21 protein-coding genes are annotated in these 22726 nt (G+C 70.6%); 11 read left to right on the top strand and 10 right to left on the bottom strand.

The window, feature by feature from the left end:
* Window positions 1-294: 294 nt before the first annotated feature.
* From LUX31_RS12765 to LUX31_RS12755, 3 genes are all read right to left on the bottom strand, one after another.
* On the bottom strand, window positions 295-1407 hold the full coding sequence (locus tag LUX31_RS12765) for a HAMP domain-containing sensor histidine kinase (RefSeq protein ID WP_235474897.1): 1113 nt from the start codon (window positions 1405-1407) through the stop codon (window positions 295-297).
* On the bottom strand, window positions 1404-2141 hold the full coding sequence (locus tag LUX31_RS12760) for a response regulator transcription factor (protein ID WP_006383578.1): 738 nt from the start codon (window positions 2139-2141) through the stop codon (window positions 1404-1406). Before LUX31_RS12760 ends, LUX31_RS12765 begins: the two co-directional genes overlap by 4 nt.
* Window positions 2142-2285: 144 nt before the next feature.
* A complete protein-coding gene (locus LUX31_RS12755; protein WP_235474896.1) occupies window positions 2286-2975 on the bottom strand; it encodes a spermidine synthase in 690 nt (229 codons plus the stop codon).
* A gap of 154 nt (window positions 2976-3129) precedes the next feature.
* Between LUX31_RS12755 and LUX31_RS12750 the strand changes: the two genes are divergently transcribed.
* The 3 genes from LUX31_RS12750 (at window position 3130) to LUX31_RS12740 (ending at window position 5550) form a co-directional block, all read left to right on the top strand.
* Entirely contained in the window at window positions 3130-3405 is a 276-nt protein-coding gene (locus LUX31_RS12750; protein WP_235479900.1) for a hypothetical protein, read from the top strand.
* Between the two features lie 115 nt (window positions 3406-3520).
* Window positions 3521-4333 (top strand): rhomboid-like protein, encoded by an 813-nt coding sequence (locus LUX31_RS12745; protein WP_235474895.1) that lies wholly within the window; start codon window positions 3521-3523, stop codon window positions 4331-4333.
* Window positions 4334-4419: 86 nt separating this feature from the next.
* Window positions 4420-5550, top strand: a complete 1131-nt coding sequence (locus LUX31_RS12740) for a hypothetical protein (RefSeq protein WP_235474894.1) — start codon at window positions 4420-4422, stop codon at window positions 5548-5550.
* Here the strand turns inward: LUX31_RS12740 and LUX31_RS12735 are convergent.
* The gene (locus LUX31_RS12735) at window positions 5492-6172 is read right to left on the bottom strand and encodes a GNAT family N-acetyltransferase (protein ID WP_235479899.1); all 681 of its coding nucleotides are present in this window, start codon (window positions 6170-6172) and stop codon (window positions 5492-5494) included. The two genes, LUX31_RS12740 and LUX31_RS12735, sit on opposite strands and share 59 nt — an antisense overlap.
* A 123-nt stretch (window positions 6173-6295) precedes the next feature.
* Here LUX31_RS12735 and lon point away from each other — a divergent pair, with 123 nt between their 5' ends.
* Together lon and LUX31_RS12725 are read left to right on the top strand one after the other, a co-directional pair.
* Window positions 6296-8710: an endopeptidase La gene (lon, locus tag LUX31_RS12730; protein WP_235474893.1), complete on the top strand. Its 2415-nt coding sequence runs from the start codon at window positions 6296-6298 to the stop codon at window positions 8708-8710.
* Between the two features lie 202 nt (window positions 8711-8912).
* Window positions 8913-9416, top strand: a complete 504-nt coding sequence (locus LUX31_RS12725; protein ID WP_235474892.1) for a MarR family winged helix-turn-helix transcriptional regulator — start codon at window positions 8913-8915, stop codon at window positions 9414-9416.
* Window positions 9417-9450: 34 nt separating this feature from the next.
* Here LUX31_RS12725 and LUX31_RS12720 read toward each other — a convergent pair whose 3' ends face one another.
* Window positions 9451-10242, bottom strand: a complete 792-nt coding sequence (locus tag LUX31_RS12720; protein ID WP_235474891.1) for a protein phosphatase 2C domain-containing protein — start codon at window positions 10240-10242, stop codon at window positions 9451-9453.
* Window positions 10243-10681: 439 nt separating this feature from the next.
* Here LUX31_RS12720 and LUX31_RS12715 point away from each other — a divergent pair, with 439 nt between their 5' ends.
* The 5 genes from LUX31_RS12715 to LUX31_RS12695 are packed head-to-tail and all read left to right on the top strand — an operon-like array spanning window position 10682 to window position 16472.
* Window positions 10682-13597 (top strand): sensor histidine kinase, encoded by a 2916-nt coding sequence (locus LUX31_RS12715; protein WP_328285651.1) that lies wholly within the window; start codon window positions 10682-10684, stop codon window positions 13595-13597.
* Window positions 13594-14148: a roadblock/LC7 domain-containing protein gene (locus LUX31_RS12710; protein WP_235474889.1), complete on the top strand. Its 555-nt coding sequence runs from the start codon at window positions 13594-13596 to the stop codon at window positions 14146-14148. The genes LUX31_RS12715 and LUX31_RS12710 overlap by 4 nt, the downstream gene beginning before the upstream one ends.
* Window positions 14145-14555 (top strand): DUF742 domain-containing protein, encoded by a 411-nt coding sequence (locus tag LUX31_RS12705; protein WP_235474888.1) that lies wholly within the window; start codon window positions 14145-14147, stop codon window positions 14553-14555. The genes LUX31_RS12710 and LUX31_RS12705 overlap by 4 nt, the downstream gene beginning before the upstream one ends.
* On the top strand, window positions 14536-15183 hold the full coding sequence (locus LUX31_RS12700; RefSeq protein WP_235474887.1) for a GTP-binding protein: 648 nt from the start codon (window positions 14536-14538) through the stop codon (window positions 15181-15183). Before LUX31_RS12705 ends, LUX31_RS12700 begins: the two co-directional genes overlap by 20 nt.
* Window positions 15184-15206: 23 nt before the next feature.
* Entirely contained in the window at window positions 15207-16472 is a 1266-nt protein-coding gene (locus LUX31_RS12695) for a styrene monooxygenase/indole monooxygenase family protein (protein ID WP_235474886.1), read from the top strand.
* Here the strand turns inward: LUX31_RS12695 and LUX31_RS12690 are convergent.
* The 4 genes from LUX31_RS12690 to LUX31_RS12675 all read right to left on the bottom strand — a co-directional run bounded on the left by LUX31_RS12690 (window position 16433) and on the right by LUX31_RS12675 (window position 20047).
* Complete coding sequence (locus LUX31_RS12690) at window positions 16433-17713, bottom strand: C40 family peptidase (RefSeq protein ID WP_235474885.1); 1281 nt, start codon at window positions 17711-17713, stop codon at window positions 16433-16435. The genes LUX31_RS12695 and LUX31_RS12690 overlap by 40 nt on opposite strands.
* A gap of 103 nt (window positions 17714-17816) precedes the next feature.
* Window positions 17817-18140 (bottom strand): hypothetical protein, encoded by a 324-nt coding sequence (locus LUX31_RS12685; protein ID WP_235474884.1) that lies wholly within the window; start codon window positions 18138-18140, stop codon window positions 17817-17819.
* Window positions 18141-18144: 4 nt separating this feature from the next.
* Entirely contained in the window at window positions 18145-18801 is a 657-nt protein-coding gene (locus tag LUX31_RS12680) for a TetR/AcrR family transcriptional regulator (RefSeq protein WP_235474883.1), read from the bottom strand.
* A 316-nt stretch (window positions 18802-19117) separates the two neighbouring features.
* On the bottom strand, window positions 19118-20047 hold the full coding sequence (locus LUX31_RS12675; RefSeq protein ID WP_235474882.1) for an AurF N-oxygenase family protein: 930 nt from the start codon (window positions 20045-20047) through the stop codon (window positions 19118-19120).
* Between the two features lie 130 nt (window positions 20048-20177).
* On the opposite strand from LUX31_RS12675, the gene LUX31_RS12670 reads away from it, so the two are divergent.
* Window positions 20178-21023 carry a hypothetical protein gene (locus tag LUX31_RS12670; protein ID WP_235474881.1) on the top strand — a complete coding sequence of 282 codons (846 nt, stop codon included), beginning with the start codon at window positions 20178-20180 and terminating at the stop codon, window positions 21021-21023.
* 230 nt (window positions 21024-21253) lie between these two features.
* Here LUX31_RS12670 and LUX31_RS12665 read toward each other — a convergent pair whose 3' ends face one another.
* The gene (locus LUX31_RS12665; protein WP_235474880.1) at window positions 21254-22711 is read right to left on the bottom strand and encodes a penicillin-binding transpeptidase domain-containing protein; all 1458 of its coding nucleotides are present in this window, start codon (window positions 22709-22711) and stop codon (window positions 21254-21256) included.
* Window positions 22712-22726 lie beyond the last annotated feature (15 nt).

Raw genomic sequence — 22726 nt, 5'->3', positions numbered from 1 at the left:
TTCACAAGGTGGCTTCACAAGGTGATGGACAGCGGGAATTAAGGCTACGCCCCCGTGGCCGAAAGGTCAGTCCGGGCCCGTTCATCGTCGTGTAAGTCACATCGAGAATCGGGTTTCGGGGGGTGAAATGGCGGGAAACAAGCGGGGTTCCGGTCCGAAAGGGACACAAGGGGGATGCCCAGATTGTCGGCCGGGCGCACCAAATGCGTGGGCCTGTGACCAATCACACGTGTCCACGCGCGTCCGTCAGCGCGGACGTCAGGTGGATCTTGGGGCTCCGCTTCGAACTTTACGTCAACTTGGGACGGACGGCTCTCCCGGAAGGGTGACCAAAATCCGGCATCCTCGCTCGGATTCGGCCACACCGATCCGGCCGCCGTGCAGATCCACGGCCCAGCGGGCGATCGCGAGCCCGAGGCCCGTACCGCCGTCGCTGCCCGGGCCGTGCGGTGAGCTGACGCCGCCGCGGTTGAACCGCTCGAAGACCCGGTGCCACTCGGAGCGCGGGATGCCGGGACCCTCGTCCAGGATCTCCAGCTCCAGCGACTCGGCCAGCTCCCCGCGCCGAGCCTTCACCGTGACGCGGCCGTGCGCGGGGCTGTGCTTGACCGCGTTGTCGATCAGGTTGGCGACGACCTGGTGGAGGCGCTCCGGGTCGGCGTGCGCGACCAGCTCGGGCGGGTTGACGTCGAGGTGCAGATGGACGTCCGTACGGGTGTGACCGCCGGAGCCCGACGCGATGCCCGCGCGCGTGGAGGCGACCATGTTGGCCTCCTTGAGCACGCCCGAGAGATACGGCCAGACCTCGAAGCGGCGCGTGCGCAGCGGTACGACGCCGTTGTCGAGCCGGGAGAGGTCCAGCAGGGTCTCCACCAGCCGCCCGAGGCGCTCGGTCTGCTTGAGCGCCGTACGCATGGTCTCGGGGTCGGCGGCCGAGACGCCGTCCACGACGTTCTCCAGCACGGCGCGCAGCCCCGCGATGGGGGTGCGCAGCTCGTGCGAGACGTTCGCCACCAGCTCCTTGCGCTGGCGGTCCTGGGCCTCCAGCTCGTCCGCCATGACGTTGATCGTCTGGGCCAGGTCGCCCAGCTCGTCCCAGCGGTTCTCGCGGACGCGGCGGGTGTAGTCGCCGTGCGAGATGGAGCGGGCCACCGCGTTCATGTCGTCCAGCGGCGCGGTGAGTGAATGGGCCACGAACTGCGTAATCAGCAGTGTGGCGATCATCGAGAAGACCGTGATGAAGCGGATCTCCGTCTTGGTGTGCACCGCGATCATGGAAAGACCGGTGGTGATCAGCACCGAGACGACGACCAGAGCACCCAGCTTGGTCTTGATCGAGAACGGGCGTACGCCGCCCCAGGGGGGTTCCCCGGGGCTCCTCCGCGCGGCCGGCCGCCCCCGGTTCATGGCGTCGGTGTCTCCAGTGCGTAGCCGACCCCGTGCACCGTACGGATCCGCTCGGCGCCGATCTTCCGGCGCAGTGCCTTGATGTGGCTGTCGACGGTCCGGGTGCCGGAGGCGTCCGCCCAGTCCCACACCTCGGCGAGCAGCTGCTCGCGCGAGAGCACGGCCCGCGGGGTGTTCGCCAGGCAGACGAGCAGATCGAACTCGGTGGGAGTGAGATGCACGTCCTCGGAGCGCACCCGCACGCGTCGCTGCGCGTGGTCGATCTCCAGCTCGCCGAGGCGCAGGATGCCGGAGCGCGGCGTCGACGCGGCGATGGCGGCCCGCTCGACCCGGCGCAGCAGCACATGCACGCGCGCGGCCAGCTCCCGCATGGAGAAGGGCTTCGTCATGTAGTCGTCGGCGCCGACCCCGAGCCCGACCAGCATGTCGGTCTCGTCGTCGCGCGCGGTGAGCATCAGGACAGGGACGGCCCGCTGGGCCTGTACCCGCCTGCAAACTTCCAGCCCGTCGAACCCGGGCAGCATGATGTCGAGGATCAGCAGATCGGGCTGCCAGGCCTCGGCGGTGTCGACGGCGGCCGGCCCGTCGCCCGCGGTCTGCACGAGAAATCCCTCTGCGCGCAGACGGGCCGCGATGGCGTCGACGATCGTCGGATCGTCCTCGACCACGAGAACCCGGCGCTGGGCGCCAGGAGTCGCCGTCGCGCCGTTCTGGGAGGTGTGTGTCTGCTCCATCGCCCGCCCCTGAAGTGTGCTTTCCGGAATCAGTGGGGTGATTCCTTGGCTGCGCTTGTCCGCGCATGACTGCGATTGACGCCGCCTGATCGGATCAGTGATCGGCGTCAGGGGAGCAGAGTACGGGCAGTCACCGCGTGAGGGCTATCCAGGTCTTACGGCGAGGTGTACAACGTCGGGGACTCCCCGGGCAACTGGGACCTCTTCGGTACGCACCCGCCGGAACCCGGCATTACGTAGAGTTCCCTCGAATTCCGGAGAGGGCTGCGCGGACCACACCGCGAGCACCCCGCCCGGCCTCAACACCCTTGCGCAGCTTGCCAGTCCGGCCTGCGAGTACAGGCTCTGGTTGTCCTCCGTGACGGTCCAGTCAGGCCCGTTGTCGATGTCGAGACACAGCGCGTCAAATGTGGCGCAGGTCTCATTGACGTATCTCACGAGATCGGCTGCGACGATCTCGGTGCGGGGGTCGGAGAAGGCCCGGGCCGAGATTTCCGCCAACGGCCCGTCCCGGTGCCATTCGACGATCGCGGCCTCCCGTTCGACGACGGTGATACCGCCCCAGCGGGGTTCGTCGGCGGCATGCGCGAGGGAGAAACCGACACCGAGGCCGCCGATGAGGACGTGGGGCGCGGCCGTCCCGGGGTCGAGGGCGTCGAGAGCCACGTCCATGAGGAGGCGCTCGGACCGGCCGTCGGAAGTGTCCATCAGGAAGCACCCGTTGGCGATGATCTGCAGTAACTCCCCATGCCGCCGCAGCACGACTTCGCCGTACGGGCCGTCACGGCGGTCCAGGACCTCGGGGGCGGTGTAGGAGGTGGTCAAGCGGGTCATGGGGGCATCTTGGCAGGGGCGGTGGAGTGAACTCCAGGTGATATGCGGCGCCGATGGGATGTGTGAGGCGTGTCGGTACTCTCTCCGGAACAGCCCCCGAGCGACCTGCGAGCGACCAGTGGTCCGAGACCTGTACAACGTCCGGTTGCAGCCCGTGGAAGGCGGTTCCACACCGCTGACCGACGAGGAGGAACGGCGCGCGCGGGCGGTGCTGTTCAGCGAGTTGGGCAACCGGATCGCCGACCGGGGCTGGGCCCGGTTCCCCGCGTACTCGCCGGAGGAACGCCGTCGCCTGGTCGACGTCGCGCACCGCCTCAGCGCGCACTGGGGGCAGCAGGTCTTCGTCGAGGCGGAGGACCCGTGCGCCCTGAGGCTCTACCTCGCCGGGCATGGGACGCCGTCGGTGACGCCCTCGCTGCCGTACGCGTAAGGAGTCTTTGAGGTCCTTATCGGCTTGCTGTGAATCGGCCGGTGCGTGGCGCGGGTCACAGACAGCGGCGTGCGTCGGGGCGAAGGGTGGGGCGAAACGGAAGGAGCGCCTCACCGTGGAACGGGCCGGTACGAAAGGTGGCGCGACGCCGGATGCCCCGGCGCCCTCGGACATGCCCGTCGCGGACGGCGTACGGCTGCTGGACGGCATGCCGAGGCAGCGGGGCCCGGCGGAGACGGTGTCCGCGCGGCCTGTGGCTGCTCCGGCGGGCAGGCGGGGCCTCCGGCCCTGGCACCTCCTCCCCACCCCCACCGGAACGCCGTTCACCTTCACCTTCGCCGCCGTCCTCCTCGTCACCGCGTTCGTCGCCGAACACGCCGACCCCGCCCTCGTGCACGCCCTCCACCAGGGCTCCAGCACGGATGTCGCCCACCTCCTGCGGACGCCCGTGTTCGTGCTGGTCACCAGCGCGCTGTGGGTCGTGGGCGGCGTGACCTCGGCGTACGCCGTTGTCTTCCTGCTCGTCCTCACCGCGCTGGAGCGGCGGATCGGCGGGCTGCGTGCCGCCGGGGTGTTCGCCCTCGGGCATGTGCTGGCCACTCTCGCGACCGAGGTCCCGGTGGGGATCGGGGTGCTGGTGGGGTGGCTGCCGGAGAGCTCGCTGCACCGGCTCGACTACGGGATCAGCTTCGGGGTCGCGGCGAGTGTGGGCGCGTTGGCGGGGCTGCTGCGGCCCTGGCTGGGGTGGCCGGTGCTGGTGGTGTTCGGCGGGACGCTGGTTCAGGATCTCGTCGCGTACACCGATCCGATGACCAACTGGGGGCATGTGATGGCGCTGGCCATCGGGGTCGCCACGTGGCCGTGGGTGCGGCGATGGCGGGCCGGGCGGAGCGCCGACTTCGGGAAATCACGGAAAGTCACCGTCTGATTACCTGAATCCGGATAGCCTGCCCGCAAGTGGGGGACCGACGCGTTCGCGGTCCCGGGATGTCGGTGCTTGCGGAGGGGGCCGGTGTGGGGGAGAGGCTGCGCCTCGCGGATGTCGAGCGGGTGCCTACGGAACGGCTCGTCGAGCTGATCGCCGAGAGTTTCGACAACCTCGTGACCGTGGCCGTCGCGGAAGCCGTCCACGGGCGGTTCCTCCCGCCCCGCACCGGCCGACTGCTGCGCAAGGCGGAATGGCGGCTGGACTGGCAGGACGCCCTGCTGTGCGCCGGCGGAGAACTCCAGGTCGCCACCGAGCGGATGCGCTACACCGGCGACCCCCGCCTGGAGGTCACCGAGCACCGGCTCGGCCGGGTCCGCCATCGTGCCCACGAGGCCGCCATCCTGGTCAAGAAGCTGCGGCGCAACGACTTCCACAACAGCCGTGAGCGCAAGAACGGCATGAACTCCCAGGCCACGGCTCAGGCCTGGCTGCGGCACGTGTTCCCGGACGAGTACACCGACCTCGTCCAGCGCGAGCGCGCCCGGCGGCACCTGAGTGATGCGGCGGAACCGCCCGCGTTCCGTGACGTGCACGACGAGATCGCGTACGCCGTCGCCCACGGCCGGATCTCCGCACCGCGCTCCCCGCGGGTCGACGCGCTGCTCGCCGCCAGTGACGCCACCGTACGACTGGCCGCGGCCGAGGACGCCAAGGAGCAGGACGAACGTGACATGGCGCTGCGTCATCCGCTGATGCTGAAACGGTGGGAGAACGCCCTTCGTGAGCTGGGCGCGACGGTCGCGGAACGGGCCCGCACGGAGACACCGCACGCGCTGGGCACCCTCCCCGACGACGTCTACGCCCTTCCCGAGGCGGAAGCGATCGCGGTGCTCAACGCCCGGCGTTTCCTCGCGGCCGTCCAACAACGGCGCATGGAGTACAAGCGGTACATCCGGCAGCTCACCCAGGCCCTGCGTGAACGGGAAGTCGAAAGCCCGTACGCGCTGGCGGTGTCCGAGGCCAGGACGGAGGCCGACCGACTCCTCGTCGAAGCGCATCCGTCCGAGTACGCCTTCATCCGCGCCGAGCTGCGCCCGTACGAGGAACACGTCGGCTACCTGCCCCTGTCCCTCGTCAGCAGCCCGCAGCGTGCCGAGATCAAGCGCCGTGTCCTGGCCGCCCTGTCGGACGGCACGTGGATGTGCCCGGCGCCGTGAACCTCGCGTTCGTCAGCGGCGCCTCCACCCGCCGGCCCAGTGCCTCGTACAGCGCCCGTCCGTCCGGTGTTCCCGCCGGTACGCCTCTCTCCGCGCCCTGGGCGACGGCCTCCCGCGCGAGCGTCCGCATGACGAAGGAGCCGAGGCCACGGCGGCGGTGTGCGGGGGAGGTCTCCACCTGGTCGACGACCGCCGTTCCGCCCGTCGGGGCGATCTGGCCGCGGGCCGCCCAGGAGCCGTCGGGTGCCGCGAGCATCACGCGGGTCACACCGCCGCGCGTCCAGACGCGTACGCGGTAGCCCTCGGGGACGGCGGGTGCCTCCGTGGGCGTCAGGGCGACCGACATCAGGTAGCCCTGCTCGGGGTCGGTCCGCCAGCCCTCGCCGAGCCAGCCGCCGACCGTCGCCGGGTCGTCGAACACCTTGAGAGCCACGCCCGTCCCGGTCACCGCGTCGGCCACCTTGCGGACGGTCCGTTCCTCGACGGCGTCGTTCACCGCGTCGAGGACGTGCCGGGTGACGTGCTCGGCCGTGCCGACGTCGATCGTGTATCCCCAGGGCTCGACCAGCGGCGGCGACGCCCCGCGCGAGACGACCCAGCCGTCCACCCAGGTCCGCACGATTTAGGCGAGTGATCGGCCGTGGCGGCAGAGGTGATCGCTCACGGCGAACACGCCTCGGGGAACAATCGATCGCTCCCAAGCATTGAGTCGGCATAGCTCAACTTGACTGCCGAAGGGGAGATCATGGCTTCGACGTCCACACCGCTCACTCTGCCTGTGCTGCCGCTCGACGACGAGGTCGTGCTGCCCGGAATGGTGGTTCCGCTCGATCTGAACGACGCCGATGTGCGGGCCGCCGTGGAGGCCGCGCAGGCCGCCGCGCGCACCGAGCCCGGGAAGCCTCGGGTGCTGCTCGTGCCGCGGATCGACGGGTCGTACCCGAGTACCGGTGTCGTCGGCACCGTGGAGCAGGTCGGCCGGCTGGCCGACGGGGATCCGGGTGCCCTCATCCGGGCCCGGGGGCGCGTGCGGATCGGTGCCGGGACCACCGGGCCCGGCGCCGCGCTCTGGGTCGAGGGAACCCGTATCGAGGAGACCGTCCCGGACCCCGTGCCCGGGCACGTCACCGAACTTGTCAAGGAATACAAGGCACTTGCCACCTCCTGGCTGCGGAAGCGCGCCGCCTGGCAGGTCGTCGACCGCGTCCAGGCCATCGACGACGTCTCCGCCCTTGCCGACAACTCCGGTTACTCGCCCTTCCTCAGCACCGACCAGAAGATCGAACTCCTGGAGACCGCCGACCCGGTGGCCCGGCTGAAGCTCGCCACCCAGCAGCTGCGCGACCACCTCGCCGAGCAGGACGTCGCCGAGACCATCGCGAAGGACGTCCAGGAGGGCGTCGACAAGCAGCAGCGGGAGTTCCTCCTGCGCAAGCAGCTGGAAGCCGTACGCAAGGAACTGCGGGAGATCAACGGCGAGCAGGACGGCGAGGAGTCCGACGACTACCGGGCCCGCGTCGAGGCCGCCGACCTGCCGGAGAACGTGCGTGAGGCCGCGCTCAAGGAGGTCGACAAGCTGGAGCGGTCCTCCGAGCAGTCGCCCGAGGGCGGCTGGATCCGGACCTGGCTGGACACCGTTCTCGAACTGCCGTGGAACGAGCGGACCGAGGACTCGTACGACATCCAGGGCGCCCAGGCCGTGCTCGACGCCGAGCACGCGGGGCTGGAAGACGTGAAGGAGCGCATCACCGAGTACCTCGCCGTGCGCAAGCGGCGGGCCCAGCGCGGGCTGGGGGTTGTCGGCGGCCGTCGTGGCGGCGCCGTGCTGGCGCTCGTCGGCCCGCCCGGTGTCGGCAAGACCAGCCTCGGTGAGTCCGTCGCGCATGCCATGGGGCGGAAGTTCGTCCGGGTGGCGCTGGGTGGGGTCAGGGATGAAGCCGAGATCCGTGGGCATCGGCGTACGTACGTCGGTGCGCTGCCGGGGCGGATCGTGCGGGCCATCAAGGAGGCCGGGTCCATGAACCCCGTCGTCCTCCTCGACGAGATCGACAAGGTCGGCTCCGACTTCCGGGGCGACCCCGCCGCGGCCCTGCTCGAAGTCCTCGACCCGGCGCAGAACCACACCTTCCGCGACCACTACCTCGAAGTCGAACTCGATCTGAGTGACGTGGTGTTCCTTGCCACGGCCAACGTCCTCGAAGCCATTCCGGAGGCGCTGCTCGACCGGATGGAGCTGGTCCGGCTGGACGGCTACACGGAGGACGAGAAGGTCGTCATCGCCCGGGACCACCTGCTGCCCCGGCAGTTGGAGCGGGCCGGACTCGAGGGCAGCGAAGTCGCCCTTGACGAGGGCGCGTTGCGCAAGCTGGCCGGCGAGTACACCCGGGAGGCCGGGGTCCGGAACCTGGAGCGGTCCATCGCGCGGCTGCTGCGCAAGGTCGCCGCACAGCACGAACTCGGAGAGCGGAAGCTGCCGTTCACCGTCGGTGAGGGTGATCTGCGGTCGCTCATCGGTCGTCCCCATCATGTGCCCGAGGCCGCGCAGGATCCGGCCGAGCGGCGGACCGCCGTACCCGGTGTCGCCACCGGGCTCGCGGTCACCGGGGCCGGCGGTGATGTCCTCTACGTCGAGGCCTCGCTCGCCGATCCGGAGACCGGGGCGGCGGGGCTCACGCTCACCGGGCAGCTGGGTGACGTGATGAAGGAGTCCGCGCAGATCGCGCTCTCCTTCCTGCGCTCGCACGGCGCCGAACTGGAGCTGCCCGTGGGCGACCTGAAGGACCGGGGCGTGCACATCCACTTCCCGGCGGGTGCCGTGCCCAAGGACGGTCCGAGCGCGGGCGTCACGATGACGACCGCCCTCGCCTCGCTGCTCAGCGGACGGCTCGTCCGAACGGACGTCGCCATGACCGGCGAGGTCTCGCTGACCGGGCGGGTGCTGCCCATCGGCGGTGTGAAGCAGAAGCTGCTCGCCGCGCACCGGGCAGGCGTCACGACCGTGATCATCCCGAAGCGCAACGAGGCCGACCTGGACGACGTCCCGGCCGAGGTCCTGGAGAAGCTCGACGTCCACGCCGTCACGGACGTCCGCCAGGTCCTCGAACTGGCGCTCACCCCGGCGGAGAACCCGGCGGAGGTGAGGGTTCCGGCAGCGGCGTGACGGACGCTGCCGGTCGGTGAGAGCCCGGGTCCCGGAAAGGGGTTCGGGCTTTCCCGTACGCCGGACGGACCGGCCAGGAGGGGCCTGGGTGACGTCGGTGGTCCTGGCCTGCGAAATACTTGCCGAATACTGTCCGAGCTGCGGCAATGGCCGCATTCGACGGACACCTTCAGAGTGGCGAGACCGGATCAGGAGTGCTGACGTGCACGAGGACGTGAACGGCGAGGGGAACCTCGGCGGACAGCGAGTCGAGTCCACGACGCCCGGACCCGGGGTCGAGCGGGAATTCCTCGCCCTGGAGCGCGAGTTGACCGTGTTCCTGCGGCGCGCCCGGGCCAACTCCGGGGAGATGGCCCGCGAGGTCCATCCCGACCTGGAGCCGTCGGCGTACGGGCTGCTGGTGCGGCTGGACGAGTGCGGACGCCAGCGTGCCACCGAGCTCGCGGCCTTCATCGGCGTCGGCAAGGCCACCATGTCCCGCCAGCTGCGTGCCATGGAGGAGCTGGGCCTCATCGCGCGCGAGCCGGACCCCGCCGACGGCCGCGCCTGGCTGGTCCACCTCACCGACGAGGGCCGCGTCCGCTTCCGCGCCGTACGGGAGGCGCGACGCGAGCGGTATGTGCGGGAGATGGCGGCCTGGGACCGCACCGAGGTGGCCGAACTGGCCCGGCTGCTGCATCAGCTGAACCTCGGCATGGAGAAGTAGGACTCCCTCTCCTGGATCTTCTCGGTCACCTGGTTCACAGGTCCACGTATACGACCGTCGCGTCGTCGTGCGTCTTGCTGCGGCGCAGGCGTGGCCGGCCCGCGTCCGCGTCCGCCCGCTCCAGTTCTCGTACGCGGTTCAGCAGCGCCTGCGGGCCCTCCTTGCGTACGGCGGTGAAGCAGGCCGTCCAGTCGCCCTCGGCGAACTTCTCCACCCAGCGGGTCGCGCCGTCCGTCAGGGCCGCCAGGGCGCGGACCTCGGCGCGCGGGAGGGTGCCCGACACCGCGCGGGACGCCACCGCCGGATCGGCCGCCGCCGTGAAGAAACCGCCCTCCTTGTTGCGTACCGTCGCGTCGGCGATCGCGTCCGTGGCCAGGGACGTACGGGGGACACGGGACAGCCGGTCGTCCAGGTGAGCGGTGACCGAGCCGTCCGGGGACTCGGTCAGCAGGGCCGAGTCGGACAGGACCAGATGCTCCACCGTGGCCGGGGACCAGCGGGCGAGGACCACGGTCGCCTGGGGCGTACGAGGGTGAGAAAGGTCACAGGTTTGCGCGTGGGCCTCGGCGGTACGAGAGATGGCCGCCGCCAGCACGTCCTGGAGGGGCATATCCCGCTGTGAAACCGACAGTTCGGTCAGTGCGCCGCCGAGCCGGGCCGTGTACCAGGGGACGGAATGCAGACAGCCCGTGCCGGACCTGGGGGGAGTCACCCCGTCCAGGAGCACGAGCGAACCGCCCTGCCCTGAGGCGGGAAGTCCGATCGCGGCGAAGTCCTCATTGGGGCGGGCCGGGTCACCGGGCTCCGTGGCGAGTTCAGTGCGCATCCGGCTAGTCTGCACGAGGCCTTCACAACGTTCTCAAAAGGCTGGCAACAGTTGCCGAAACACCGGGTAGCCCCTGGTCAGACGCCTGGTTTGGGCGGGAATAATCTACTTCGTGAAGACGTGGTGGCGGATAATGTCAAAGCCCGCCGCCCACGTCCAACCGGCCCGCCGGGCACAGTGGGAGCACAGGCCAGAGGAACTTGCCGCCAACTCCCCGCCGATGTTGACTCCTTGATGTTCACTCCTTTGAGTGGCGGGTCAGGTGACGCGCGCTCCCTGCCCACCGGCATGGGAGGGTCGGGAGCCGGACCGTGCCGGAGAACCGGAACCGTACCGGGTGAGCGGCAGGCCAGAACCATCCGGGCGGCCATCCAGTTGACGGATCGTCATTCGGGTCCGGACGCATCGTCACCCGGGCCCATGGGCACACGAGTCAGGAATGCGAGCGACGGTGCAGAAGACGCGGCCTCGGCGCACAGGCAGGCAGACAGCTCCCGCAGGGAGCGCTACCGGTGACGCCCCGACCGATCCCGCGGGCCGGGGACGCCCCGCCCACGTCCGAAACCGGCTCATCGTGGCCGTCGCCGTCGTGGCCGCCGCGATCGCCGGGGCAGGCTCCCCGTCCCTCATCGCGGCCTCCTCCCAGCTCCACGACTTCCAGAACCTGGTGACCCTCGCCGCACAGACCCAGGACGCCCTGACCCTCGCCCACTCGCTCGCCGACGAACGCGACGAGGTCACCGTCTACATCGCCGCCGGCCGCGCCAAGGCGAAGGCGCCCTCCGAGCAGCGCGGCGCCCGCGTCGACCGCCAGGTCGGCGATCTGCGCGCGAACCCCGACACCCCGGCCGCGCTGCGCGAGGACCTGGACGAGATCGCGACGCTGCGCCGGGAGGCGCTCACCGGCAAGAGCACCGCTCTCCAGGCCCACGAGACGTACTCCGCCGCCATCGCCGGGCTGCACCGCCTCGCCGAGCGACTGGCCGAGCAGCAGCCGCCGCGAACGGGATCCGGCGCGTACGCCCTCGCCGAACTCGACTCTGCCGTCCAGCAGGCCGCCGCCGCCCGGGGCCTCCTCCTCGCCGCGCTGAGCGTGCCGACCTCCACCGAGAACGTGTACGACCCGGTAACCGGGCTGTCCTCCCGAGAGACCGTCACCTCGCCGGCGAACACCAAGACGCGGAACGCGCTCACCACGGCCGCACAGCAGGCCCGCCTGCGCTCGGACGCGGCGATCCTCGACTTCCGCGAGACGGCCCCCGAGACCGCCGTCGGCAGCTACGACTCCACGGTCACCGGACCCGAGGTCGACACCGCCGACAAGTACCTCGCCTCGCTCACCGACCAGCCCACGCTGTCCACGCGCGAACTCGCCACCAGCCTCAGCGGTGTGGACGCGGCGCTCTCCGCCCGCGTCGAGCTGATGCGCGGGGTCGAGGCCTCCCTTTTCGAGCGCCGCACCAAGGCGCTCATCAAGCTCCGGGACGACGACGTCACCGAGCTGGAGATCCGGATCGCCGCCCTCGGCGCCCTCCTCCTGATCTCCGTGGGTATCGCGACCGCCATGGCCCGCACCCTCACCCGCCCGCTCTCCGTGCTGCGCCGGGGCACCGCCCGGCTCGCCGGGGCCGCCGACCCGCTCGCCGAGGAACCGGTCAAGTTCACCGGCCGCAACGACGAGTTCGCCCAGGTCGTCCGCTCCGTCAACGCCCTGCACGCCCGCGCCCTCGCCGTCCACGAGCGCATCGCCACCCTGGAGTCCGACCGCAAGCACCTGGTCGGCCAGCGCCAGAAGATGGCCGACGCCCGCGAGGAACTGCGCACCGAACTCGCCGACGCGGCAACCCAGTTGTCCCGCACCCGGCAGAACATCCATGGCACGTTCGTGAACCTCGCGCTGCGCACCCTGGGCCTCGTCGAGCGCCAACTCGCCGTCATCGAGGGCCTGGAGGAGCGCGAGCAGGACCCGGACCGGCTCGCCACCCTCTTCAAGCTCGACCACTTCGCCACCGTCATGCGCCGCCACAGCGAGAACCTCCTGGTCCTCGCCGGCGCCGAACACGGCCACCAGCACGCGGGTCCCGTCCCGCTCGTCGACGTCGTCCGGGCCGCCGTGAGCGAGATCGAGCGGTACGAGCGGGTGCGCATCTCCGCGCTGCCGCCGCACGCGCATCTCGCCGGGTTCGCCGCCGACGACGTCAGCCATCTGCTGGCCGAACTCCTGGAGAACGCCACCTCGTTCACCCCGCCCGAGCTGCCGGTGGAGATCTCCGGCTGGCTCCTGGAGAGCGGCGACATCATGCTCTCCGTCCAGGACGAGGGCATCGGCATGACCGCCGACCGCCTCGTCCGCCTCAACTCCCGCCTCGCCGACTTCGATCCGGACGCCCCGTACGAGTCCGGCGACGAGGGCGACGAGGACGGCGACGGCATCGGGCTCGGGCTGTACGTCGTGGCGCGGCTCGCCCACCGGCACGGTGTGCGGGTGCAGTTGCGGGAGCAGAAGCAGGGCGGGGTCGCGGCGGTCGTCGTCCTGCCGAAGGCACTGCTGGCCCAGGACCCCGCGGCCGTGTCACCCTCGGCCAACTCGACGCTCGGTGGCGGCACGCTGACCTTCCCGGGCGCCGACGCCGAGGTCAACTCCAATGTCCTGCAAGGGCGTTCGGAGGCCGAGGACCCGGAGGAGGCCCCCCAGGCCGACGAACCGGGCGAGGAGCCCGTCGGCGACCCGCTCACGGCTGACGCACCGGATCCGATGATCGCCCTGGCGGAGCGAGCCGTACGAAACGCGGAGGCGGACGCGGACCAGGACACGGACGAGGACACGGATGCGGCCCCGCTCGCAGCGGCCGAGTCGTCGGCGTCGTCGGCCCTGGAACCCGACACCGCTCCCGACATCACTCCCGTCCCCGAGGCCATCCCCGCCTCCGAGATCACCATGGAACTGCTCGTGCCGGAACCCCCGGCCGAGGACACGCCCGAGCCGACCGTCCCCACGGCTCCCGACACCGGCAGTACCGCTCCGGACCCCTACGCCATCGGCCCCGACACGCATGAGCGCGTCGAGGACGAACCGCTCACCGACAAGGGCCTGCCCAAGCGGACCCCGAAGATCACCGCGCCCGCCGCGCCGCCGAAACCACGGATCGGATCCGTCGACGCCGACGCGCTGCGCCGCAGGCTCGGCGGGTTCCACCGTGGTGCCCGCGACGGACGCCGTGACGTGGAGGCGGAGATCGCGGAGCAGACGGAGCGGACCGACCGGACCGAGCACACGGAACAACCGGCACGTACGGCACAGCCCGCACATGCCGAAGAATCCACGGGGGGAACAGTCGAGGAGGCAAGCAGTTGACCGCGCCCAGTACCTTCGGCCTGAGTAGCGAAGCCCGCAACCTGCACTGGCTGCTGACCAATCTCGTCGAGGAGGTGCCGGGACTGACGTCGGTCGCGGTGGTCTCCTCGGACGGTCTGCTCCTGCTCTCGTCCGACCCAGACAGGAACGCGGAGCGCCGGCCCGATCAGCCGACCGGCCCCAAGGGCTCCGCCGCCGACCTCGCCACCATCGTCTCCGGCATCGGCAGCCTCACCATCGGCGCCGCCAAGCTGATGGACTACGGCGGCGTCAAGCAGACCATGGTCGCGATGGAGGACGGCAGCCTCTTCGTGATGTCGATCAGCGACGGCTCACTGCTCGGTGTGCACGGCTCCCCGGACTGCGACATGAGCGTGGTGGCGTACCACATGGCGCTCTTCGTGGGCCGGGCCGGCCATGTCCTGACCCCCGAACTCCGCAGTGAGCTACGGGAGTCGATCGAACGCGGGGCCCCGGACAAGGAGCCCACGGCGGTCGGTCCGATGGCCGTCAGGACCGTGCCGGACCGTTCGGCGGAGGTCGCCAAGTGAGCGGCACCGCTGACGCGCCCAGGCTTCCCGTCCGTGGCGGCGACCGCAAACCGGCCCGGGTGCGCCCGTACTCGCTGACCGGCGGCCGGACCCGCTTCGGACACGTCCTCCTCGTCGAGACGTTCGTCGCCGCGATCGAAGCGCCCGAGGAGCGCAAGGAGTTGGAGAATGGTTCCCTCAGCACCCGGGTCATGCCGGAGATGAGGGCCATCGTCGAACTGTGCCGCCGGATGCGTACGGTGGCCGAGATCGCCGCGCTGCTGACGATGCCGCTGGGCGTGGTCCGCGTGCTCCTCAGCGATCTCGCGGACCAGGGAAAGATCCGTGTGTACGGAACCGGTCACGGGCCGGGGCAGCCGGACCGCGCGCTGCTGGAAAGGGTGCTGAGTGGACTCCGTCGTCTCTGACGTCGCCCGTGGCGTCTCCCCGCTTCTCCAAGTCCGGCCCGGCGAGGAGGAGTTGCGGCCCTGGCAGGAGGACCGCACCCGGGCGCCGATCGCCACGAAGATCGTGATCGCGGGCGGCTTCGGCGTCGGCAAGACCACGATGGTCGGCACCATCTCGGAGATCGAGCCCCTCCAGACGGAGGCGCTGATGACCGAGGCGAGCGAGGACACCGACGACCTCACCGCGACCCCGGACAAGCGGACGACGACCGTCGCCATGGACTACGGCCGCATCACGCTCGACGACGACCTGGTGCTCTACCTCTTCGGTACGCCGGGCCAGCAGCGGTTCTGGTTCATGTGGGACGACCTGGTGCGCGGCGCGATCGGCGCGGTCGTACTGGCCGACACCCGGCGGCTGAAGGAGTGCTTCCCGGCGCTCGACTACTTCGAGAGCTGCGGGCTGCCGTACGTCGTGGCCGTCAACCACTTCGACGGCAGCGCCGAGTTCGACCCGGAGGACGTGCGGGAGGCGCTCACCGTGCCGCCGCACATACCTGTCATGATCATGGATGCGCGGCGCCGCATCCCGGTGATCGAGACCCTGCTCGCCCTGGTGGGCCACGCACTGGACGTCAGTCCCGAGTAACTGCGACAGGAGACGTAGACCGTATGCGGAAGATACTCGTCGTCGGAGCCGGTCAGGCCGGACTCCAGATAGCCCTCGGCCTCCAGTCGCACGGGTACGAGGTCACCCTGATGTCCAACCGGACCTCGGACGAGATCCGGTCCGGCCGGGTCATGTCGACGCAGTGCATGTTCCACACCGCCCTCCAGCACGAGCGCGATCTCCAGCTGAACTTCTGGGAGTCCCAGGCCCCGAAGATCGAAGGACTCGGCGTCTCGGTCGCGGTCCCCGGCTCGCACGACCCGGGCCCGACCCAGCGCGCGATCGACTGGATCGGCAAGCTCGACGGCTACGCCCAGTCCGTCGACCAGCGGGTGAAGATGGCCGGCTGGATGGAGACGTTCGCCCAGCGCGGCGGCCAACTGGTCATCCACGGCACGGCCGTCGGCGACCTCGACTACTTCTCCCGTACGTACGACCTGGTCCTCGTCTCGGCGGGCAAGGGCGAGCTGGTGTCGATGTTCGCCCGCGACCCCGAGCGCTCCCCGTACCGCGAGCCGCAGCGCGCGCTGGCCGTCGCCTACGTCCACGGCCTGGGCCCGCGCCCCGAGCACCCCGACTACGACGGCGTCCGCTGCAACCTGGTCCCGGGCGTCGGCGAGCTGTTCGTCATGCCGACGCTCACCACCTCGGGCCGCGCCGACATCCTTTTCTGGGAGGGCATACCCGGCGGCCCGCTCGACGTCTTCAACGGCGTCCGCGACCCCGCCGAGCACCTCTCCCTGACCCTGGAACTCATGGAGCGGTTCACGCCGTGGGAGTACGCGCGGGCCACCAAGGCCGAACTCACCGACGCGGGCGGCACGTTGGCCGGCCGCTACGCCCCCACCGTCCGTAACCCGGTCGGCCGCCTCCCCGGCGGCGGCCTGGTCCTCGGCGTGGCCGACGTGGTCGTGGCGAACGACCCGATCACCGGCCAGGGCTCCAACTCGGCCTCGAAGTGCGCGGCTTCGTATCTCGCCTCGATCCTCGAACAGGGCGAGAAGGAGTTCGACGAGACCTGGATGCGGGCCACCTTCGACCGCTACTGGGACACCGCCCAGCACGTCACCAAGTGGACCAACGCGATGCTGTCCCCGCCGCCGGAGCACATCCTCAACCTCATCGGCGCGGCAGGCCAGTTGCCGCCGGTCGCCGACCGCTTCGCCAACGGCTTCGACGACCCGGCCGACTTCGAGAACTTCTTCTACGAGCCGGACAAGACGGCCGCCTACCTGGGTTCGGTCGCGGGAGCGATGGCCGAGTCGTAGCCCTCGTCCGGGCCCGCCGTGGCGTCGGCGGGGAGCTTCGGCGGTGTGTAGCGCCGCAGGGGCTCCCCGTCCGGGTCCGGTCGTACGGCGCCCAGCACCGGGTTGGCCGAGAGCGGCGACACCTTGATCCTGGCCCCCGGTCGCGGCGCCTGTACGACCATGCCGTCCCCCAGATACAGGGCCACATGCGTCGCCCCGGGGAAGTAGACGACCAGGTCACCGGGGCGCAGCTCGGCCAGCGGGATGTGCGGCAGCCGCGCCCACTGCTCCTGGCTGGTCCGGGGGATGGGCCGCCCTGCCTTCTCCCAGGCCTGCGAGGTCAGCCCCGAGCAGTCGAAGGACGCCGGCCCCTCCGCACCCCACTCGTACGGTTTCCCGAGCTGCGCCACCGCGTGCCGCAGGGCCTGCTCACCGTCCTGGGACGGCTTCCGTCCGGCGCTGAGGGCCCCGGAGGTGACGAACTCCCGCTGCTCCTCGGGGACTTCGTCGGCACGTTCCAACTCGGCCAGCTCGCCGAGCTGTTCGGTGCTGAGGGAGGCGAGCAGCTCCTCGACCTCCCTGAGCCGTTCCCGTACGGAGTCCCGGGCGCGCTTCTGCCGTTCGGCGAGGGTGAGTTGCTCGTCCAGTGCGGCCCGCGCCGCGCGCGCCAGACCGCCGGTGCGCCGTTCGCCGCCGACCAGCCGGCCCACCGTCTCGGCCCGCTCCAGCGCCAACTGGCGGATCACATGGCCCTGTTCGAGGGCGTGCTGCGGATCGCGGGCCAGCAGCAGCTGGACGTACGGGGAGATGTCGGTGCTGTTCTGGTACTGCTGCCGGGCGAGCCGGCCGAGGGCACCGCGCCGCTCGTGCAGAGCGAGCCGGGCGCGCACGAGCTGCCGGTCAAGGCGTTGTACCTCGGCGCGCTGCCGCTTCAGCCGCTCGGCGGTGGCGTCGTAGGTGTGGGTGGCCTGCTCGGCCTCGCGGTAGAGCTGCTGAAGGTCTGTGAGGAGGTCGGCGACGGAGGGCTCGTCGGGCTGGGGGATGAGAGCGGTGGGCTCGGTGACGGGCTCGGTCGGGGAGTCGGTCGCCGGGGCGGGCTGGGAGGGGGACCCAATGCCGGGGGCGGGCTCGGCGGAGGATTCGGTCGCTGCGGGGCTCAGGCTCGGGCTCGGGTCCGGTGCGGCCAGGGCGGGGACGGGTGCGAGGAGTGTGCCGGCTGCCATCGCCGCCGTACAGACCAGACGCAGAAGCCTTCCTGACACGTCATCACCTCCGGTGCGGGGCAGCCCTTCCGCTCCGCACCGCGAGCTTGTGACGCGGGCGCGAGGTCCGCGCGGCGAGCGTGCGCGGTTCGGCCCAACCTCGTCACCCGTCGGTGTCTTCCGGCTTGCCCTGCGGCGTGGCGCCTGGAACCGGTCCGGCGGCCGGTTTCGACCACGGCCAGCGCAGCTTGCCGTCGGCCGGCTTTCCCTCCGGGTCGTACTCGTACTTCCAGCCCGGGTGCAGACCCAGCTTTCCCGGCCGTCCCTTCGGCACGCGCCGGTAGACCAGCACGGTGGGCGGGCCGCCGGCCGCGTCCGGCACCGGGACCTTGTACGTCTTCGGGGGATGGCCGGTCGGCCCGAGCAGGATGGACAGCACACGGCCGTCCAGGGGGCCGCCCTCGAAGGCGGTGTCTTGGCTCTTCACGGGATCAGTTTCCGGTATCCGCGCTCAGGGCGTCGCGTACGACGGCGGCGGTCTGCGGGTCGCGGCCGGCCGTCACCGTCAGCACCGCCGTGAACTGTTCCACCAGCCAGTCCCGCAGCTCGTCCACCGGCGGCTCCTTGTCCTCGTCCAGCCAGATCAGCGAGGCGGCCTCGACCGCGGTGATCCACATCCGTACGGTCATCCGGAGCCGGGGGCCGGGTTCGACGACCCCGAGATGGCTGAGGATGTGCTCGGCGGCGGTACGGCGGACCCGGTCCACTATGGCCGTCGTACGGGACGTCTCGACGACGCTGCCGCCCTGGAGGAGGGCGCTGAAGCCGGCGTCGTGCTCGTCGACGAAGGTGAGGTAGCGGTCGAGGGCGCGGGAGAGGCGGGCGAGGAGGGGCCCCTCCGGGGGTTCGTCGAAGCAGAGTTCGAGTTCCTCGGCGGCGGAACGGAGTGCGGCCTCGTACAGCTGCTGCTTGCCGCCGGGGAAGTAGCGGTACACGAGGGGGCGGGAGACTCCGGCTGCCTCTGCGACGTCGTCGAGGGAGACCTCTTCGGGGGTGCGGTGGGCGAAGAGGGTGAGGGCGGCTTCGAGGAGCTGGCTGCGCCGCTCCTCGACGTTCAGACGGCGGTAGGCGGGGGCGGCAGGGGGCATGTGTGCAGGGTAGTCGGGCGGGTGGGGGTGCGTCGTGGCTGGTCGCGCCGTTCCCCGCGCCCCTAAAGGCCCTGTCCGTCCCGATTCGTTTGGCTGCGGGCCGGTGGGGGCTGGTCGCGCAGTTCCTCGCGCCCCTGAAAGGCTCCGTGCGTCCCGGTTCGTTTGGCTGTGGGGCGGTGGGGGTTGCTCGCGCCGTTCCTCGCGCCCCTGAAAAGCAGGGGCTGCGCCCCTTGCTTTTCGGGCCGCAGGGCCGGGGCTTTGTCTTTAGGGGCGCGGGGAACTGCGCGACCAGCCCCCACCGGGGCGCACCCTGGATTCAAGCCAGGAGTCCCGAAGACCTCCACAGCCGCCGCCCGGCACCTCGCAGGACCCCGATGTCGTCCAGGAAGTCCGTCAGTTTCTTCGCGCCGGTCTGCATGACCTCCCGGCGATGCCCGCTCGCCCGCACCTGGGCCACCGCCTCCGCCCTGTTCAGCCCCACGTTCGCGTACACGTCAGGGTTGACGAACGCGACCGAGAACACGCGGGCGAACTCGCCGGAGGTGACCCGGGTGAAGCCCTGGGACCACCTGGGGGCCGTCACCATCTGGCGGCGGAGTTCCTCGCGGGCGTAGCGGACATGGCGGGACTCCTCCACCACGTGGATGCGAGTGACCCCCCTGATCAGCGGCTGCACCCGCTCGTCCGGGAACGTCAGCCGCTGCATCCAGTCGAGCACCTCCTCACCGAGCAGCGTCGCTGTGAACGAACCGGGCGTCGTGGACACCGTCTTGAAGAACCGGCCCAGGTTCTGGTGGAGCCGGCTGACCGGGTAGTACGGGGTGCCGCAACGGCTGATCAGCCGGGCGAACATCTTCGAGTGCCGGCACTCGTCCTCGATCTCCGTCAACGCGTAGCGGACGTGCGCGCTCGTCGCCGCCTTGTCGTAGATGTGCCGTACGAGGAGCTGCATCAGGATGATCTCGAACCAGATCCCGAGCGAGGCGAGCGCCGCCGACTCATGCTGGGAGAGCAGGATGCGCTGCTCCTCGCTCATCCGCTTCCACATCGGCGTGCCGTACAGGGAGACCAGCTCAGGCGGCCAGAACCACTTGCCGTCCTCGAAGGGCGCGTCCCAGTCCAGCTCCTTGTCGGGGTCGAAGGAGTGCTTGGCGGACGCTTCGAGGAGCCGTTCGGCCACGTGTTCCCGGTCCTTGAGCACGCCCAGCGCGTCGCGGAGTATCTCGGCTTCCGTCACTGTCGTCACGGTCTTATGAGACCGCTTGTCAGCAAGAGGGTCAATCCCCTGGGGGCTACTTACGCGTAGCCATGCGCGGGGACTTGGAAAGACTTATATGGGGCTTATCTCGTCACCCAAGTGCAGTAGCGTGCGTGGCGTGTCCACGACTCCGCCGCCCCAGCCGCCCGACAACCCCTACGGCCCGCCCCCGACTTCGGGCCCTTATGGGCAGCAGCCGTATCCGGGCCCACCTCAAGGGCCGTACGGTCAGCAGCAGCCGCCGCCCCCGTTCCCCTACGGGCAGCAGGGGCCCTACGGCGCGCCCGCTCCCGCGCCCTGGGGTGCGCCGCCCCCGCCGCCGAAGAAGAGCCGGCTCGGGCTGATCCTCGGCATCGTCGGTGGTGTTGTCGTGCTGGTCGTGGCGGGCGTCGCCGCGCTCGTCTGGATCGGGGTGAAGTCCGACACCGGTTTTCCCGAGGCGGAGTACAAACTGACGCTGCCGCAGAAGGTGCTCGACGAGAGGTACGAGCTGGCCGGTGACCTCTCCGGCACCGAGGGGCAGGCCATCGAGGAGGAGGCCGACGGTGCCTGGGATGCGCGGGATACCAAGGCGGTTGTCGGTCAGTACAGCCTGGGTGGCGACCAGGCCGCGGGGACGCTGGTGATCTCTGGTATGTACGGGCGGTTCAAGAACACCGACCTTGCGCGCGACAACATGATGGAGGGCGCGGCGGGCGGGGAGGGTGCCAAGGTCGCCGTCAAGCCGAAGGACTTCAAGCCGGCGGGCTCCGATGTCACCGTCACCTGCGAGGTGCTTGTCCAGACCCAGCTCGGTACGGAGGTCACCATTCCTGTCTGTGGGTGGGTGGACGGCAACACCGGTGCGTCGATCGCCGAGATCACGGCTGACACGGTCACGAAGAAGCCGGCGGAGGTGGATTTGGCGGCTGCCGCCGAGACCGCCGTCAAGATCCGAGGCGAGATCAGGAAGCCGCTCGGCTGAGTTGGACTCCGTCGGCTGGCCGGTTGCTTGGCTGCGGGGCGGTGGGGGTTGTTCGCGCAGTTCCTCGCGCCCCTAAAAGCCCCGCCCGTCCCGATCCGTTCGGCTGCGGGGCGGTGGGGGTTGTTCGCGCAGTTCCCCGCGCCCCTAGGAGGGCGCTTCGCGCCCGTCCAACCCGGCACCCCGTGAGCGCCGGGCTGCGTGATCCACCCCCAGGCATCAGCACGTGTGTCTCATCCGCCGAGCACCGCCTCCATCACCCCCCGAGCGATCGGCGCAGCCACCCCACCCCCGCTGATGTCCGTCCGGTCGGCCGAGGCGTCCTCGACCACTACCGCGACGGCGACCGACGGCTCGACGTCGCGTTCGCCCTGGGCCCAGGAGACGAACCAGGCGTACGGCGTGCCGGAGTTGCCGATGCCGTGCTGGGCGGTGCCGGTCTTGCCGCCGACGACCGCGCCGGGGATCGCCGCGTTCCTGCCGGTGCCCCGCTCCACCACGTCCCGCATCAGCTCCCGCATCCGTACGGCGGTCGACGGATGCATCGCCCGGTGCTGGCGTCGTACGCCTGACGTGGCGACTGTCGTGCCGCGTGCTGTTGTTGTGCGTTCCACCAGGTAGGGGGACGGCACCTGGCCGCCGGCCGCCACCGCCGCCGCTACCATCGCCATCTGCAACGGCGTCGCCCGTGTGTTGTACTGGCCGATCGCGGACAGCGCCAACTGCGCCTTGTCCACATGCGTGTCGAACGTGCTCGGCGCCACCGAGAACGGGATCCGCAGCCCCGCGTCGTTGAAGCCGAAGCCGTCCGCCGTGGCCGCCAGGTCGGCGACGCCCACGTCCACTCCCAGCTTGGCGAAGACCGTGTTGCACGACCAGGTGAACGCCTCCCTCAGTGACACGTCCGCACAGCCGTCGCCCTCGTTCGTCAGCCTTGTCGAGGTGCCGGGGAGGCGGTACGGGTCGGGGGAGTGGGTCCGCTCGTCCAAGTCGGTGATCACCCCCGCGTCCAGAGCCGCCGCCGCCGTCACCACCTTGAACGTCGAACCCGGCGGATATGTCTGCCGTACCGCCCGGTTGAGCATCGGCTTGTCCGGGTCGTCGTTGAGGCGTCGCCAACTTCGTTCCACCGAACGCCCGTTGCCGGAGAGGGAGGTCGGGTCGTAGGAAGGGGTCGAGACCAGGGCCAGGATGCGGCCCGTCGACGGTTCCACCGCCGCTACCGCGCCCTTGCGGCCGTTCAGGCCGTCGTAGGCGGCTTGTTGGGCTTGCGCGTTGATGGTCGTCACCACCTCGCCGCCGGGGTTCTGGGCCCGCGTCACGTCGTTCCACAGCGGGAACGGGGAGAGCATCGGGTCGGTGCCCGAGAGGATGCCGTCCTCCGTGTGCTCCAGGAACGTCGTGCCGTACACCTGGGAGGAGAAGCCGGTGATCGGGGCGTACAACGGGCCGTCCCTGTACGTCCGTTCGTAGCGGAGCTGCTCCCCGGTGTCCGTGGACCCGGTGACCGGCCGCTCGCCGACCAGGATGGCGCCGCGCGGCTGGCCGTAACGGGCGATCACCTGGCGGCGGTTGGCCGGGTTGTCGTCGTACCGCTGGGCCTGGACGACCTGGACGCGGGTGATGTTGACGAGCAGGGCGAGCAGGAGCAGGGCGCAGAAGACTGCCGCGTGCTTGATGCAGCGCGTCATCGGGCGCGCGTTTCT

This window comes from Streptomyces sp. GQFP (assembly GCF_021545335.1).
Taxonomy (GTDB): domain Bacteria; phylum Actinomycetota; class Actinomycetes; order Streptomycetales; family Streptomycetaceae; genus Streptomyces.
The sequence above is the reverse complement of the archived record's forward strand: the minus strand, read 5'-3'. Positions and strand labels throughout refer to the sequence as shown.

Bases quoted from the DNA above. Each gene is read 5' to 3' on its own strand.
- LUX31_RS12765 (WP_235474897.1), bottom strand. From the start codon at position 1,407: ATGAACCGGGGGCGGCCGGCCGCGCGGAGGAGCCCCGGGGAACCCCCC.
- LUX31_RS12760 (WP_006383578.1), bottom strand. From the start codon at position 2,141: ATGGAGCAGACACACACCTCCCAGAACGGCGCGACGGCGACTCCTGGC.
- LUX31_RS12755 (WP_235474896.1), bottom strand. From the start codon at position 2,975: ATGACCCGCTTGACCACCTCCTACACCGCCCCCGAGGTCCTGGACCGC.
- lon (WP_235474893.1), top strand. From the start codon at position 6,296: ATGGCTTCGACGTCCACACCGCTCACTCTGCCTGTGCTGCCGCTCGAC.
- LUX31_RS12720 (WP_235474891.1), bottom strand. From the start codon at position 10,242: ATGCGCACTGAACTCGCCACGGAGCCCGGTGACCCGGCCCGCCCCAAT.
- LUX31_RS12715 (WP_328285651.1), top strand. From the start codon at position 10,682: ATGCGAGCGACGGTGCAGAAGACGCGGCCTCGGCGCACAGGCAGGCAG.
- LUX31_RS12695 (WP_235474886.1), top strand. From the start codon at position 15,207: ATGCGGAAGATACTCGTCGTCGGAGCCGGTCAGGCCGGACTCCAGATA.
- LUX31_RS12680 (WP_235474883.1), bottom strand. From the start codon at position 18,801: ATGCCCCCTGCCGCCCCCGCCTACCGCCGTCTGAACGTCGAGGAGCGG.
- LUX31_RS12665 (WP_235474880.1), bottom strand. From the start codon at position 22,711: ATGACGCGCTGCATCAAGCACGCGGCAGTCTTCTGCGCCCTGCTCCTG.